The sequence below is a fragment of the Psychrobacter celer genome, assembly GCF_016107555.1.
GTDB lineage: Bacteria > Pseudomonadota > Gammaproteobacteria > Pseudomonadales > Moraxellaceae > Psychrobacter > Psychrobacter celer.
This window is the reverse complement of the sequence record NZ_JABASU010000001.1, coordinates 145,264-160,664: the sequence shown is the minus strand read 5'-3', so window position 1 is coordinate 160,664 and position 15,401 is coordinate 145,264. Positions and strand designations below refer to the sequence as shown.

Below are 15,401 nucleotides of genomic sequence, written 5' to 3'. Positions count from 1 at the left end.
TATAATAGATATATTCGTTACTAAATAAAAGAGATACACGGTACAAATTCGCTAGACTGGTACAAACTTCTTTGCGTGCGGTGCTGCGCCGATAGGTGCGGCAAAGAACTTATCCCAGTCTCGCTGTATTCTTTTTATATTGACCTGACTATATCTTAGCGACAACGAGCGCTATAGCTGTAATTCACTGATATCAGCCACGGTCAAAAACAGCGCTCGTACTTGCTTGAGCAGCGCCAAGCGGTTGTTTTTTAGCGCCGCATCTTCACTGTTGACCATGACATCAGCGAAAAATTGGGTCAAAGGCGCATCCAGACTTGCCAGCGTTTGCAAAACTTGCGTATAGTCAGCGGTTTCTAGCAAAGGCTTGACCGCTGTCTGCGCTTGTTGAACAGCTTGATATAATTCCTGCTCAGCAGGCTCGGACAATAGCGCCTCGTCGACGTTATCTGCCACGCTGACCTCTGACTTAGCCAATATATTTGCCACCCGCTTGTTTGAATCGGCAAGTTTTTCAGCTTGAGCCAGCTCACTAAACGCTTGTACCGCACGAATACGCTGATCAAAATCCAGCGGCATATGCGGCTGGATCGCTTGCACCGCTTGGATGGTATCGACGCTCACGCCTTGCTCGGTGTACATCGCCCGATAGCGAGAATTTAAGAAGCCCATCACTTGAGTAAAAGTATCACCCATTTTGGCAATCTTACTGCCATCGCTGGTGCTATAGCCTTTAACCGCTTGCTCAACCAAAGCGGCAAGATTGATCGGTAGTTGTTTTTCGATCAAGATACGCAAAATACCAATGGCCGAGCGGCGCAGACTAAACGGATCTTTTGAGCCGGTAGGTGCTTGGTCAATGGCAAAAATACCGACCAGTGTATCCAAACGATCGGCCAATGCCAGACAGATACCAATCGGCGTCTGCGGCAATACATCCCCGCTAAACTTCGGCAAATACTGCTCTTGCAGACTGTCCGCGACCGCCGCAGGCTCACCATTTAAGCGTGCATAGTAGGTTCCGGCGATACCTTGCAACTCCGGATACTCACCGACCAGCGAGCTTGCTAGATCGGCTTTGGACAAGATGGCAGCGCGCACGGTGTCTTCGACCTCGATATCGTGGCCTTGCTGCTGCATCAAAGTGGCAACAAAGGCAGCAAGCTTGGCGATACGCTCAGACTTTTCCCAAATCGTACCGAGCTTGTCTTGGAAAACGCGAGTCTTTAAGCTCTCGGTCAAAGCAAACAATGGCTGTTTTTGATCTTGTAAAAAGAAAAACTCGGCATCAGCCAAGCGCGGCCGCACGACTTTTTCGTTGCCTTCGATGATTTGGTTGGGATCTGTGGACTCAATATTGGTGATAAAAATAAAGTACGGTTGCAACTTACCTGCTTTATCGGTTAAGCAAAAATACTTTTGATCCGCTTGCATGGTGGAGATTAACGCCTCTTGCGGCACTTGCAAAAAGCGCGGCTCAAAGCTTGCTCTAAGCGCAATCGGGAAATCAACCAGCGCGGTCACTTCATCTAGCAACTCTTGCGGTACGATGGCGTCGGCATTGACTTCATCGGCCAGTGCTTTGACTTGGTTTTTGATGAGCATTTGACGCTTATCAAAATCGGCCACCACTTTTAGATCCGTTAGTAGCGACTCATAGTCGGTAGCATGAGCAATCTTACGATAGTCAGGGCTGTGGAAGCGGTGACCACGGGTTTGGTTGTTGGTTTGATGCCCTTGGATAGTGGCATCGATCACTGCATCGTCTTGCATCAAGACTACCCACTGTACCGGACGCACAAACTCTTCTCGGCTGCTACCTGAGCGCATACGCTTGGCAATTGGCAGACTATCTAATGCCGTCTGAAAGATGCTCGGTAGCAGCTCTGTGGTCGCTTGACCGTGAATGGTCTGCTCGTAGCCGACATAATCCCCTTTATCGGTGTTAATCGTTATCAGCTCGCTCGCTTCAATCCCTAAACCCTTAGCAAAGCCCATCGCTGCACGGGTTGGGTTGCCATCGCTATCAAACGCTGCTTTAATCGCAGGGCCACGTTTTTGTTCGGTACGATCAGGCTGCTTGTCGCTAATTCCTGTGATCTGAATCGCCAAACGGCGCGGTGCGGCAAAGGACTTAATGCCATCAAAACTGATATTGGCGTCTTTTAGTTGCTCGGTGACACTCGTTTGCAAGGCATCGCGTAGCGGTTTTAGGCTTTTTGGAGGTAGCTCTTCACACCCCAGTTCAAATAAAATAGTACTCATGGGATGCTCCTATTTGTCGTTGGTAGATTGGTGGTTGTTGGTGACGGCTTTATCGCCTGTCACATCGTCTGCTGCCGCGTCTTCTTCTGGTGCTTTTGGTAGATACTTATCGAGCGCCGCTTGGCGATGTTCTTCATCAGCCAATGGGAAGCCAAGCTTGGCACGCGCTTCGACATACCCAAAGGCCACTTTGCGCGCCAAGGTACGGACACGCAAAATAAAGCGCTGACGCTCCGTCACAGAAATGGCGCCACGAGCGTCCAGTAGGTTAAACGCATGAGAGGCTTTGAGTACCATCTCGTAGGCTGGCAGCGGCAATCCTTCGGCCACAAGCTTATCAGCCTGCTGCTCATAAAAATCAAACATCTGCCCCATCATCGGTACATCGGCGTGCTCAAAGTTATAAGTGGACTGCTCCACTTCGTTTTGATGAAAGACATCGCCATAGGTCACGCGGCCAAACTCACCATCCGCCCAAACCAAATCATAGACGCTATCGACGCCTTGTACATACATCGCTAGACGCTCAAGACCGTAAGTAATCTCACCGGTGACTGGAAAGCACTCAATGCCGCCCACTTGCTGAAAATAGGTAAACTGCGTGACTTCCATACCGTTTAGCCAAATCTCCCAGCCCAGCCCCCACGCCCCAAGCGTTGGCGATTCCCAGTTGTCTTCGACAAAACGCACGTCATGAACCAGCGGATCGATACCGATGGCCCGCAGTGAGTCCAAATACAACTCTTGGATATTGGGCGGGTTGGGTTTTAGTACCACTTGAAACTGGTAATAATGCTGCAAGCGGTTTGGGTTGTCACCGTAGCGGCCGTCTGTCGGGCGGCGTGATGGCTGCACATAAGCTGCATTCCAGCGCTCAGGGCCAAGCGAGCGCAAAAACGTCGCCGTATGAAAGGTACCGGCACCGACTTCCATATCGTAAGGCTGCAAGACCACGCAGCCTTTGTCAGCCCAATAGTTTTGCAAGGTTAGGATGAGATCTTGAAACGTCATCGGTTGAGAATCTTTCGCTTGTGATGTCATAGTTTGGATTGTCATAGTTTGGGGCATCTTAATAAAGCCACTGTGGAATGAGTATTATGAAATATTGATAGCGCTCGTATTGCCTATTCGGCAACGACTCTATTTGCCTGCTCACCTTACTAAAAATTGACCATTTTATCCATATTTACCGCAACTAAATTTATGCTATCTGTCCAAATACCGTGCGCTATGCCCCATATCAAATGCTATCGAAAGTAATTATGTCTATCGAGCAGTGTAGACACAGCACGCACATAAACCCTATACCTGTCGCACCTCTCAACTTATAACCATTTTTTTCAATGACCATAAAGGCAAAAACAAAAAAATACCCAAATGCGTGAGCATCTGGGCAGGAGGAAAAGTATGTCGCTGGTATCCTGATGGGTCAGGCTTTTTATTTTTTTAGTAACGCTTATTTGGTGACGCTTTTTTTGATACAGATTTTAATATAAGTTTTAAGCAAAGCTGGGTAACGAACCGTTTGTATGTCAACCTATAAAATATCAGCCTATCGGGTGCTACTGATAAGACTCATGAGTGGCTTTCGGCATGATAATCCATAAAATAATATAAATTAAGATACCTGGAACCGCCGCACTCAGTGAAGATACAATCACAAACAATACTCTTACCCAAGTAGGCGACCAACCGATGTATTCTGCAATACCGCCCATCACCCCTGCTATCATACGATTGTTTTGCGAGCGATGTAATTTTGCTAATTTAGCCAAATCCAATACCTCTCTATTTTACGTTTTCTATTTCTTGTTATTTGAACCTAGACAAAAGACCGCTGTTTTTGTCTTATATTCTGTGCATTATATTTTTTATCTTGTGTCTTTTAGTTAGGCTAAATCTGTAGCCTTTCTAACTTACAAATCAGTATAGCAACTATTTTCTTATGGTCTGTTGAAGATGTACCAGTGCTTTGTGAGTTTATGCTACCTAAGCTTGCCCTAATCTGTCCTGACCGCCTGTAAACCACTGATTTTAAATAGTTATTTCAAAATGTTTCAGAATTGAGTTTGTTGCCAAAACCTTACTTTTACTGCCTACCTACTTTGAAATACCAAGCACAATCAATCAGATACGCTTATATACTTTTACCGGTTATACTGATGGTTGTGTTTATAGGTTTATAGGTAATCCGATATCAAAACAATACAGCGAGATGACAAGTCGTTTTTTGCAGCCTCTGTGATAACAGTACACAAGGAAAATTTGTACCAATTGCACATTCATAGGAGCGTATCGATTTTATTTCAAACTGACGATACCCTAGCCACATTGCTTTATCGCCACTTAACGCCTGTTTAATAAAAACAACCTTTATCAGCGCTTGTTTACAATAACCTACCTGCAAATCGACCAAAACCTTTATACCATGCAAATTGTATTACTTTTATAAAAACGCTTACTAACAAACCAACAAGGATTGCTATGTACGATACGGGGTTGATGATTGGTCATTTTGAACCACTACATTTGGGGCAAATGCGCAGTATTTTGGAGGCCGCAGGGCAAGCTAAAATACTACATATCGTCATCACAGCGCACCCGACGCCGCATCCAGACTTTAGCATTACGCTACAAGATAAGGCGCGCTGGCTACAGATGGCCTGTGCTGACTTGCCTTTTATTCACATTCATACCACCCATGAGATTGCCCTGCCGTTTCATGACAGCTTTGATGAGGTGCACATCGACATCCCAGCCAGCAATGCCAAGCTGCATCGTCTGAGCCAAACGCTCGCGTTGCCTGCAGAAGCGGTGCTGTTTGTGGTACAAAACCATCCTTTAGCCAAATCCCATATCACAGCACACCTGCAGATGCCCGTGGTAACGACGGCGCTACAGCCAGCGTTTAACTCATCTGCCATCGCTCGCGATCCTGTGGCCCATTGGTCAGCGATTCACCCTCAAGCACGCGGTGATTACACAAAGACGGTCGCGATCGTCGGCGGTGAAAGCTCAGGGAAAACAACCTTGGTACATAAGCTTGCCAACTATTATGGCGCAAGCTTTGCGTTAGAGATGGGACGTTTATACGTCGGTACGGACTTGGGTGGCAGCGAGATTGGGCTACAGTATAGTGACTATGGACCCATCGCCCTCAATCATGCTCAGGCGACTCGAGAGGCCGCAGCCGTAGCGACTGCCCCTGTGACCATTGTCGATACTGATTTTGTGACTACACAGGCGTTTTGTGAAGAGTACGAAGGTCGTAGCCACCCGTTTGTGGCCGCGTGTATCGATGAGTTTCGCTTGGACCATACCATCATGCTAGACAACAATACGCCATGGGTAGATGACGGCATGCGCTCACTGGGCACCCCTGAGGCGCGCGGGCGCTTTGAGCAGCGGCTAGTCGATATCTTTACCCGCCATGGTATCGAGCCGCATTTGATCGATGCGCCTGATTATGATGCTCGCTATCGGCAAGCGTTACGTTTTATCGATCGACATGTCTATAACAAAAACCAATAAACAAAGCGCGGTGAGTCAACGCCAAATAAAAAACAGATAAAGTAAAAAACAAACAAAGTAAAAATACAGAATAAAAACAGCATATTATAAAAGAAGTGGCTTGTAAAAAAGTCAAAACCACAACGGTCAAACAAGCCGCTCCCAACATTTATTTTAGGAAAAACCTATGCGTATTCAGCTATTAGACAATATCACTGGTAAGTGGGCCATGCAGTGGATCATCACTTGGTTTATCTGCGGCGTGATTGCCTTATCAGTAGGCTTTTGGTTGACCACCGATCATACCACCCTAGATTGGTTTTATTTGGCGGTGTCCTTGATCGGCTTGATTTGTGTGGTATCGCTATCATTTCGCAAAAACGTCTTGGGCAATGGCTTTGGCATGGCCGCCACTGCAGGTGAAGTGGTGGTGCAAGCAACCTCGGGCGCGGTGGGTTTGATGCTGGCGCCTTTATTTAACTTTTTTACCCATGTCTATGGCATTTTTTATTGGTCAAAGCACACCGACCCTGACGGCGACATGATACCCAAGTCTGCCAGCAAAGCCGTTTGGCTGATTACCATTGCCTTTATTGTGATTGGTCTGGCGCTATTTCCTACCGTCAACGACCTTTTAGCCAGCTATGGTTATGCGGTGGTTGAAGACGACAACAGTCTGTTTTTAGGCTTCATTTCCTTTTTTTGGATCAATGTCCTTGCCTTTGTACTCTCAATCACCGCCCAAGCCGCCATGATTTTGCGCTATTCGTTTAACTGGTGGCTGTGGATTATCGTCAATTTTGTTTGGCTCATTGTCAATCTTATGTCTGGCAACTACATTTTTGCCATTCAAACCATGATCTATCAAGTCAACTCCTTTATCGGTCTGTATGAATGGCATCGTAGCGAGAGAAGCTAATATACTAAAATAATAGGGCTTAGATGACTCAGACTATTTAGATGGCTTAGACGCCTTTGATAGACCCTATCGCATCTAGGATAAAGCTGACAGAGCTGACTGAACCGTCTATCAGATACCATGGTAGAGAAGTCCAATTAGTGCTACAAATGATACTAGAGGCGCTCTGATGTGGGAGAGGAGTGTCGTATCTTAATGACTAACAAGGAGGTTAGTATGTCTCGTCGTCTGCCCCGCCTGTCAAAACGCACACTTGAGCAGTGGCTCAGTGAGTACTCTGTCAGCCACCAAAACCTAATCAACAAAAAAATCCATTGGCTCTGCGTGCCGACCATCTTTGTCAGTTTACTTGGGATGGGTATGTCGCTATCCGTTTGGTTTACCTTAGTGCTTAGTGCCTTGGTCTTGCTGTTCTACATGCGTTTGTCCACGCCGTTATTTTTGGCGATGGGTATGTTTATTCTTATCTGCCTGTCTGTCATGACCTTACTACCGTGGGGCTTTAAGGTCTGGGCAGGTATCTTTGTTGTGGCTTGGATTGGCCAGTTTATCGGTCATAAAATCGAAGGCAAAAAACCCTCATTTTTTGAAGATTTACAGTTTTTATTAATTGGGCCTGCATGGGTGGCCAATAGCCTGATGGGTGACAAAACCAGTAGCTAACTCTCCGGTGGAGCGCGTTATGTGCTCAGGGCTGGTGTTCTGACGGTTTTTATACCGATTATTTTCGTTTATATGGTTTTATCCTTACTCTAGCCATGCTGTACGACGACAAATCGCTTGATTTCTTCACCCTAAAAAAGCGCCACCCATGAGCTGGATGGCGCTTTTTTGGTTTTTTATCTCTTACACTACCGAGCTTTGGTGCTTATTTACCAAACACCTTCATACGCTCTTCTACTGGCTTAAACTCTTTGTCACCAGCTGGCTGCTCGATGGCACCAAATACCATCTGCGCGTTTAGCTCCCAATCATCAGCGATATTCCAAGTATTGGCAACTTGCTGGTCAATCACTGGATTATAATGCTGCAAGTTGGCGCCAACATCGATACTTGCCAATGCCGTCCAAATCACATACTGATGCATGGCACTGGTCTGGTGTGCCCAGATTGGGAATTTGTCCGCATATAAAGGTGCTGCTTCTTGCATGCTTCTGACCACACCTTTGTCTTCGAAAAACAATATCGTACCAGCACCGGCTTTAAAGCCTGCGATTTTATCTTTTGTACCTTGAAATTTCTCGTCGTCACCCACGATGACCTTCAATGTCTCTTCGGTGATGTCCCACAGTTTTTGATGATCCTCATCGAACAAGACCACGATACGAGCTGACTGAGAGTTGAAGGAGGAAGGCGTGTGTAAAATAGCGTGCTCTACCAATTTTACAATCTCATCCTTAGAGACTGGTAGTTGATCGCTCAAGGCATAGATAGAGCGGCGTTTTTCGGCAAGATTTTGTAAGGTTGTTAGGTCTGACATAATAAGACTCCGTCGGGTTAAGTATTTAGGTTGTATATAAAGTATGTGTTTTAAAATGAGTCGATAGTAAAAATAGTAAAACTTGCTTGATCGTCATTTGATTGTAAAAGTAACACTGACGGATCTATATTCAAATTTTGTAAAAAATCTTCACAATAACGTGAATCATAAAAGATAAATTAACAATCTGTATTATCAAATCATCCTTTAAAACCGTCAGGCAGCGCTGGAGCGGGCAGACGTTTCATATCAGAGTCGACATTACCAAAGCGCTCGTGGCCGTTGTTCCAATCGATGATAGACTGCTCAATCTCTTCTTTATTATCAGCGACAAAGTTCCACCACAGCAGCACTTGATTGTTTAATGGTTCACCGCCGATAAACATCACCCGTGTGCCTTTTTTGGCGACCAGCCTGATGCTTTCGTTATTTTCGACATCACTATCGTGGAAGCGAAATAGCTGGTCTTGCTCACAGATTTTGCCTTCAGACTCAATCTGCCCTTCGCTGACCAAGATACCGTATTCAAAACCAGGCTCTAGCGTTAGGGTGACCTCGCCATCCTCTAGCCAGTACACATCGATACCGACCATTTTGGAGTACTGTATCGTTGGCGCTTCGTAGCGCTCGCCTGTGACGCTGGTGTAGTTGCCCGTGGTCAATATCATCTCTACATTACTTTCCATCCACGTCGGTAGCTCTGGATAGTGATGAAAGCCGCGCTCGATTTTTTGGTCTGTCGGTAGAGCAATCCACAGCTGCACCATACTCAGCGCACGCGCCGCATCTGGCGAGCCGCCTGTATCAGGAAAGACACTTTGCTCGGTATGACTGATGCCTTGGGTCAACCCCGTACCTGCCGTCATGACGTTGACTTGGTTTTTGGTAATTACTTGCTCGTTGCCCAAGCTGTCTTTGTGCAGCACTTCGCCATCTAACATCCAGCTAAAGGTTTGCAAATTGGTATGCGGATGACGACCCACTTGCATGCCAGCCTCACCGTCCTCAAACTCAACAGGGCCTGCGTGATCCAAAAAGCACCACGCACCGATCGGTTTTTTGCCAGTATTAGGTAACAGACGGGCGATAGGAATACCGCCAACATCGGCCAAACGCGGCTCTAGGGTTTTAATACTCATGACTCCCCTCTTATCATACAGCATACAAGTGTTACAAAAAGCAACGAATAGACACATTTATAATAGACATTGGCGCTCAAATGTCCTATTTCTTTGCTAAACTTAACTATAGCACCTATAAGCACTGCTTAACGGAAATAAATGAAAAAACGTTAAGCCAATGCGCTTTTTTCTCTACCATAATTCTCGATCACAAATAAGGATAATGAACCATGATGCTCCCTTCTATCAAACAAGCCAATCGTGCCTTCGCCTTCGCTGCTATCAGCGCCCTTGGCATGATGAGCACTGTCGGTCAGGCAGCGACCTATGAGCTGGACCCTAAGCATACCGCGGTGCGCTTTTTTGTCGATCATTTTGGCACCTCGACCAATGCTGGTGGCTTTTATAACCTCTCAGGCATTCTGGAGTACGCACCCAAAGAACAAAAAGGCTTTATTGGCATCACCATTCCGATGGGCAGCTTGAGCACAGGTATCAAAGAGTTTGATGGTCATTTAAAATCTGCGGATTTCTTTAATGTCAAAGAGCATCCAACCGCTTATTTTAAATCTACCAATTGGCAGTTTGATGGTAATAAAGTCAAATCAGTCACAGGCGACTTAACACTACTGGGTCAGACGCATCCTGTGACACTGACAGCCACTAAGTTTAACTGCTATGACAACCCACTGCTAAACGCTGAATCGTGCGGCGGCGATTTTGAAACCACCATCGACAGAACCAAGTGGGGTATCAATACTTATACCGACGGCGGTATGATGAAAAACATCAAACTGGTCGTTCAAGTAGAAGGCAGTAAAAAGGCCGATCTCAAGTAACGATCGCTTGTCTTATAAAGATCATATAGTCGATTAGAGATAAAACAGATACACGATATGTACTACAATTAAGCTGAGTTTTTAACTCAGCTTTTTTGATGGTATAAAGATTTAGGGGCTGTCCTAAATGGTATAGAGAACTTTTGGAACCAAGCTAAACGGCATCTACGCAAGTTTAACGGGGTTCCAAAAGAGCATTTTCACCTCTATTTAAAGGAATGTGAGTGGCGTTTTAATCACAGTGACCCAAAGTCGCAATGACTACAATTAAAACAGTGGGTTAAACAGGGTTTAAACTAGTTATCTAGGACAGCCCCTATTATTATTTATGATGTCTCGTATGTTACTTAGTATGCGCGCTTACTCTAAAATACGTATGTCAATTCATCCGTAATTTGTAACCGCTTTTGCGTAAGCTTTGACCAGCTGCCAAATTTTACCCATAAAAAAAGCCTCACAATAATGTGAGGCTTTAGTGCTCTAACAGAGCCATATTTGGAGCGGGATAAGAGATTCGAACTCTCGACCCCAACCTTGGCAAGGTTATGCTCTACCACTGAGCTAATCCCGCTAAACATCGAATCGCGTCATTGTTAACAACAACTCCGTCTCGATAGGCTGGCTATTTTAGCAAAAATTCTGAGCCTGTCAACACCTTTTTTGGCATTTTGTGCAAATATTTTCGCCGTCAGCCTTTATTTACCAGCGACTCTGTTATAAACGTTTGATTTTACAATGAGTATTATCAGCCAGTTTTTCTAAAATATTTTAGCAAATAAAGGGCTGTATTTGCTGGGCTCACGGCTATGCATGTCTATCACTGTGTTTGGGCGCGCTGCTTACTTACAATCATAGGGTGTACTGTTACTTTTTCTGTCTTGGTTTTGGCTTATTAACATTATTATACTTTGTGCAACTTTATTTATTATTTACAGTGAGGATGTTTATTATGAAAAAATTACTGACCACAACTGTCATGGCCGCGTCTTTGTCGGCGCTGACACTGACTGGCTGTAGTAGCACCACCAATACTGGCGCGGTGGGCGTTGATCGCCAGCAGTTGCTCTTGGTCTCTAATGAGCAGGTGTTACAGTTATCAGCGCAAAGCTATGCAAAGACCTTGCAAGAAGCAAAAGCTCGCGGTTTGCTCGATACCAATAGATCCCAGCTCAATCGCCTCAAAAACATCTCCAACCGTCTGATCGGGCAAGTCGGCGTCTATCGTCCTGATGCGGCAAAGTGGCCATGGGAAGTACACACGATCAAATCAAATCAGCTTAACGCTTTTGTGATGCCAGGTGGCAAAATCATGTTTTATTCAGGCATCATCGATCGCCTCAATCTGACCGATGATGAAATCGCTGCCATCATGGGACATGAGATGTCTCACGCATTACGTGAGCACTCACGCGAGCGTATCTCTCGCCAATACGCCACTCAAACAGGCATTGGCGTCGCCGCTAGTATCTTTGGTCTCTCGCAAGGTCAGGCGCAGCTGGCCAATATCGCCGGTGACCTAGGCCTGAGTCGTCCGCATGGTCGTACTCAAGAAGCAGAAGCCGACCAGATTGGCCTTGAGCTAATGGCTCGCGCAGGCTACAACCCGCAGGCCGCGATTAGCTTATGGCAAAAAATGCAGCGCGCCAGCCAAGGCGAGCCGCCGCAGTTTTTGAGCACTCACCCAAGCAGCAGCAATCGCATTGCCCAGTTGCAGTCATTGATGCCCAAAGTCATGCCGCTTTACCAAAAAGCACGCCGCTAATCATCATTTAGCATGACTGATTAGATTGACTGTCAAGCAGAGTACAGACCACGGTTTGTATTCTGCTTTTTTTATAAAAGTGGCCATATTCCATTGTCTGCTGAATGATAAGGCTTGCGTATCAGTGTCTGCTACAATCGGCGTCTGCTATAATAGCCTCATGCATCGCCGCAAGACACTAGTACGCCATTGATGCCCATATCTCATCAAACACCACTTTATTAAATAACGCTTTATCAAATACTACCTTATCAAACCATATCGCGTAAAAGGATGCTATCTATGAATACCACGCCTACCGCTGATGCCCTCTATGCTGAGCTACAGAGCTTGCAGCCGCAGCATATCGAGCTGATTAACGAATCGATGAATCATGCAGGCTACTTTGATGGCAAAGAAAGTCATTTTAAACTCACTATCGTAAGCGATGCCTTTGAGGGCAAGCGTTTGGTCGCTCGCCATCAACTGGTTTATGGCTTGGTCGCGCCCCTACTGACCTCGCAAGGTGGCTCGGTGCATGCCTTAGCCATACATGCCTATACGCCAACAGAATGGCAAGGGCAAAGCCCAGACAGCCCCTTGTGTGCTGGTCAAAACAGCTAAGCCATCGACAGAATAACAGAATAATCAACCATGACTGCGCGTCGTATGAACATTGTGACGGTAGCGCTGCGTGATTGGATCACCTCAAAGGGAAGGATATTTAATGAAACACTTACATATGCTGATGGCCGTCCTGACCATCGTTCTGTTTTTATATCAAAGCTATCTGGTATTGAGTGCCAATAGACGCGCTCCAAAGGCGGTGAAGATAGCCACGCACATCATTTATGCGCTTGTCATCGGCTCAGGTGCCATCATGTTGATGCAGCTAATGAGTGCCAACGCTCCTGTACAGTGGGTGTTTGCCAAGATTATTTTGTTAATCGCTGCCATCAGTGCCAGCATAAAAGCCTTTAACAACCATGCAACGCCCGCCCAAAGGAAAACGGGGATTTTGATCTCGGCGATCGCCTATGCAGGTATCGTGATACTTGCTGTGGTCAAACCAGCAAACTTATTTTAAGCCGCTGTTTACGGAGGCTGCGCAAAATTCATCCCAGTAGCGCTTTGGAACTTATGACAGTTTTGTTTGCAACTGACTATAGCTGGCATATTTCATAAATGACATATTTTTCAATATCTTAATCTGTTTATTTTTGCTATCTTAAATATAAACAACGGCGTTTATCACAGATCTTGCTGTTTATACACCCCCCCATCGTGCCTTATGGAGCCACTATGAAAACTCTCTTTTCCGCGACATTACTGGCCTCAGCAGGCATTTTTGCGCTTGCAGGCTGCGCCTCGACTGGCAATATCACTCCGCAGTATGTGCCGCCCAGCACCTACCAAAACTATGACTGCCAAGCGCTGAGCCAAGAGTACAACCGTATCAATCGTTATGTCGAGACTGCGCGCAATCAGCAGTCGACCATCGCTGCCTCTGGCGTGGGGGTCGGCGTCTCAGCGGGCCGCTGGGGTATCTCACCCAATATCAGTTTTGGCCTGGGAAAAAGCAACAATACCAAAGCCCGCGATGCCAAGCTATCACGGCTCTACGGCGAGCGTGATGCCGTTGTTCAGTCCGCACGCATCCAGCGCTGCAGCTTTGCCAATGGCATCAAGATATATGGCGAATAAACAAACTATGGTGAGTTGATAGAGGTCAAATCGATCAAATACCATCGTTGCTCATACGACCATAAAAAAGCCAATACGCGATCAACGTATTGGCTTTTTTGATGAGGATATCTAGGGTGTGTCCTCAATTCAATCGATAGCCATCTAAATGGGCTAAATCTGGCCAAACCGTGTCAAATAGCTGACTAATATCTCAATATTATCTGCGCTATTTTCCTTGTTGACGGCGATTTATCTCATTTTTATCGCCATTTTTAAAATGAGGACACACCCTAGTGATTATGATTGCAATTGTAGGCTTTGTACCCACTGCACGATTTGCTGGCTGGGTAGCGCGCCTGACTGCCGCGCAATCTCTTTACCGCCTCTAAAGGCTACCATCGTCGGTAAGCTGCGTATACGATAAGGCGCGGCGGCTTGTTCGTACTTATCGGTTTGCAATTTGGCAAAGACTACTTGTGGCAATTGACTGGCAGCCTCTTTAAACTGCGGCGCCATCATCAGGCACGGTTGACACCAGCTCGCCCAAAAATCCACGATGGTCAATACCTCATTTTTTTGAATGACTTTATTGACGGTTTGTGCGCTCAGCTCATGCGCGCTGCCTGTCAATAATGGCTGACGGCAGCTACCACAGTTTGGCGCAGCAGTCAGCCGCGCTGCTGGTATACGGTTGGTCGCTTGGCAGTGCGGGCAGACCAGATGCAGATTTTGTTCATTCATCATCAGACTCCTTTTTTAGCCCTTACGATTTTTGCGGCGTATGTGTTTGCTACTTTTAAATATAGCATAACTTTACATGCTGCCATTATCCCAGCGCATTGATGGGTACTTTAAGATAACGGATGCCATTGGCTTCTGGTTGCGGAAAATTCCCTGCATCGATATTGACCTGTACAGCCGGAATAATCAGACGCGGCATCGAAAGCGTGGCATCACGCCGCTCACGCATCTGCACAAACTCTGCCTCGTTGATACCGTCTTTGACATGAATATTGCCCATTTTTTGGGCGGCAACCGTGGTCGTGGGGCAGTGTTTGCGTCCTTTGCTCGGATAGTCATGACACAGATACATGATGGTATCTTCGGGAAGCGCCAGCAACTTTTGGATAGAGTGATACAGAATCTTGGCATCACCACCTGGGAAGTCACAACGCGCCGTGCCGACATCGGGGGCAAACAACGTGTCTCCGACAAACACCACGGTTTTTTCGGCATCGGCTGCTAGATAGGCCATATCTGCACGCGTATGACCTGGCACATACATCGCTGTGATGGTGATCTCACCAAGCGCTAAGGTATCGCCGTCGTCTGTCAAAATGTCGAACTGACTGGCATCGGTACGAAAACTCATGTCAAAGTTAAAAATTTGCTTAAATATTTTTTGCACTTCTGTGATGTGCTGACCGATGACGAGCTGCCCGCCGAGTGTTTCTTTGACATGGATAGCCGCAGATATATGATCGGCGTGGGCGTGGGTTTCGATGATATACACCAGCTCCCAGCCCTGCTCGCGGACAAAGGCGATGATCTCATCGACGCTACTGGTAGCGGTGTGACCAGACTTGGCATCAAAATCTAATACGGGATCGATGATGGCACATAACTTGTGTTGGACATCGGCCAGTACGTGCGTATAGGTCTCAGTATCGCTATGTAAGAAAGAATGAACTTGCATGGCAGCCTCGCTATCAGAATGTTTCATCTATAAATATTTTTAACCTATAAATAATAGTTAAGTATGATATCGAGTCGTATATAATATTTACTCAGTTGCCGACTCATTTATAGTGTTAATATAGCAACTCCTATACATTTTATC

The 15,401-nt window shown here is 46.2% G+C and carries 15 protein-coding genes, 1 tRNA gene and 1 pseudogene; 9 read left to right on the top strand and 8 right to left on the bottom strand.

Annotation, left to right across the window (positions count from 1 at the left end):
• Positions 1-171 precede the first annotated feature (171 nt).
• The 3 genes from glyS to JFC05_RS00655 all read right to left on the bottom strand — a co-directional run bounded on the left by glyS (position 172) and on the right by JFC05_RS00655 (position 4,040).
• Positions 172-2,265, bottom strand: coding sequence for a glycine--tRNA ligase subunit beta (gene glyS / locus JFC05_RS00665; RefSeq protein ID WP_198335337.1), 2,094 nt, complete (start codon positions 2,263-2,265; stop codon positions 172-174).
• A 9-nt stretch (positions 2,266-2,274) separates the two neighbouring features.
• Positions 2,275-3,321: a glycine--tRNA ligase subunit alpha gene (gene glyQ, locus JFC05_RS00660; RefSeq protein WP_075100430.1), complete on the bottom strand. Its 1,047-nt coding sequence runs from the start codon at positions 3,319-3,321 to the stop codon at positions 2,275-2,277.
• Positions 3,322-3,827: 506 nt separating this feature from the next.
• Positions 3,828-4,040 (bottom strand): PspC domain-containing protein, encoded by a 213-nt coding sequence (locus JFC05_RS00655; RefSeq protein ID WP_198335336.1) that lies wholly within the window; start codon positions 4,038-4,040, stop codon positions 3,828-3,830.
• 709 nt (positions 4,041-4,749) lie between these two features.
• On the opposite strand from JFC05_RS00655, the gene nadR reads away from it, so the two are divergent.
• The 3 genes from nadR (at position 4,750) to JFC05_RS00640 (ending at position 7,357) form a co-directional block, all read left to right on the top strand.
• Positions 4,750-5,796 carry a multifunctional transcriptional regulator/nicotinamide-nucleotide adenylyltransferase/ribosylnicotinamide kinase NadR gene (nadR, locus tag JFC05_RS00650; RefSeq protein WP_198335335.1) on the top strand — a complete coding sequence of 349 codons (1,047 nt, stop codon included), beginning with the start codon at positions 4,750-4,752 and terminating at the stop codon, positions 5,794-5,796.
• Positions 5,797-5,962: 166 nt separating this feature from the next.
• Positions 5,963-6,694 carry a nicotinamide riboside transporter PnuC gene (gene pnuC / locus JFC05_RS00645; RefSeq protein WP_198335334.1) on the top strand — a complete coding sequence of 244 codons (732 nt, stop codon included), beginning with the start codon at positions 5,963-5,965 and terminating at the stop codon, positions 6,692-6,694.
• 216 nt (positions 6,695-6,910) lie between these two features.
• On the top strand, positions 6,911-7,357 hold the full coding sequence (locus tag JFC05_RS00640) for an Mpo1 family 2-hydroxy fatty acid dioxygenase (RefSeq protein ID WP_198335333.1): 447 nt from the start codon (positions 6,911-6,913) through the stop codon (positions 7,355-7,357).
• Between the two features lie 205 nt (positions 7,358-7,562).
• Here JFC05_RS00640 and JFC05_RS00635 read toward each other — a convergent pair whose 3' ends face one another.
• Positions 7,563-8,174, bottom strand: a complete 612-nt coding sequence (locus tag JFC05_RS00635; protein WP_100750009.1) for a nitroreductase family protein — start codon at positions 8,172-8,174, stop codon at positions 7,563-7,565.
• A 200-nt stretch (positions 8,175-8,374) separates the two neighbouring features.
• Complete coding sequence (locus tag JFC05_RS00630) at positions 8,375-9,313, bottom strand: pirin family protein (RefSeq protein WP_198335332.1); 939 nt, start codon at positions 9,311-9,313, stop codon at positions 8,375-8,377.
• Between the two features lie 212 nt (positions 9,314-9,525).
• Between JFC05_RS00630 and JFC05_RS00625 the strand changes: the two genes are divergently transcribed.
• Complete coding sequence (locus JFC05_RS00625; protein ID WP_227697333.1) at positions 9,526-10,134, top strand: YceI family protein; 609 nt, start codon at positions 9,526-9,528, stop codon at positions 10,132-10,134.
• 123 nt (positions 10,135-10,257) lie between these two features.
• A pseudogene (locus JFC05_RS00620) lies at positions 10,258-10,395 on the top strand (transposase); the annotation flags it as partial.
• A 235-nt stretch (positions 10,396-10,630) separates the two neighbouring features.
• Here the strand turns inward: JFC05_RS00620 and JFC05_RS00615 are convergent.
• Positions 10,631-10,705: transfer RNA gene (locus JFC05_RS00615), tRNA-Gly, on the bottom strand.
• 378 nt (positions 10,706-11,083) lie between these two features.
• Between JFC05_RS00615 and JFC05_RS00610 the strand changes: the two genes are divergently transcribed.
• From JFC05_RS00610 to JFC05_RS00595, 4 genes are all read left to right on the top strand, one after another.
• Positions 11,084-11,896 carry a M48 family metallopeptidase gene (locus JFC05_RS00610; protein WP_198335331.1) on the top strand — a complete coding sequence of 271 codons (813 nt, stop codon included), beginning with the start codon at positions 11,084-11,086 and terminating at the stop codon, positions 11,894-11,896.
• A 282-nt stretch (positions 11,897-12,178) separates the two neighbouring features.
• Complete coding sequence (locus JFC05_RS00605) at positions 12,179-12,499, top strand: BolA family protein (RefSeq protein WP_198335330.1); 321 nt, start codon at positions 12,179-12,181, stop codon at positions 12,497-12,499.
• A gap of 103 nt (positions 12,500-12,602) precedes the next feature.
• On the top strand, positions 12,603-12,962 hold the full coding sequence (locus JFC05_RS00600; RefSeq protein ID WP_192996170.1) for a SirB2 family protein: 360 nt from the start codon (positions 12,603-12,605) through the stop codon (positions 12,960-12,962).
• A 215-nt stretch (positions 12,963-13,177) separates the two neighbouring features.
• A complete protein-coding gene (locus JFC05_RS00595) occupies positions 13,178-13,579 on the top strand; it encodes a hypothetical protein (protein WP_192996172.1) in 402 nt (133 codons plus the stop codon).
• Positions 13,580-13,858: 279 nt separating this feature from the next.
• Here the strand turns inward: JFC05_RS00595 and trxC are convergent, their stop codons facing one another.
• Together trxC and JFC05_RS00585 are read right to left on the bottom strand one after the other, a co-directional pair.
• Positions 13,859-14,302 (bottom strand): thioredoxin TrxC, encoded by a 444-nt coding sequence (trxC, locus tag JFC05_RS00590; protein WP_198335466.1) that lies wholly within the window; start codon positions 14,300-14,302, stop codon positions 13,859-13,861.
• A gap of 85 nt (positions 14,303-14,387) precedes the next feature.
• Entirely contained in the window at positions 14,388-15,257 is an 870-nt protein-coding gene (locus tag JFC05_RS00585) for an MBL fold metallo-hydrolase (protein WP_198335329.1), read from the bottom strand.
• Between the last annotated feature and the right edge of the window lie 144 nt (positions 15,258-15,401).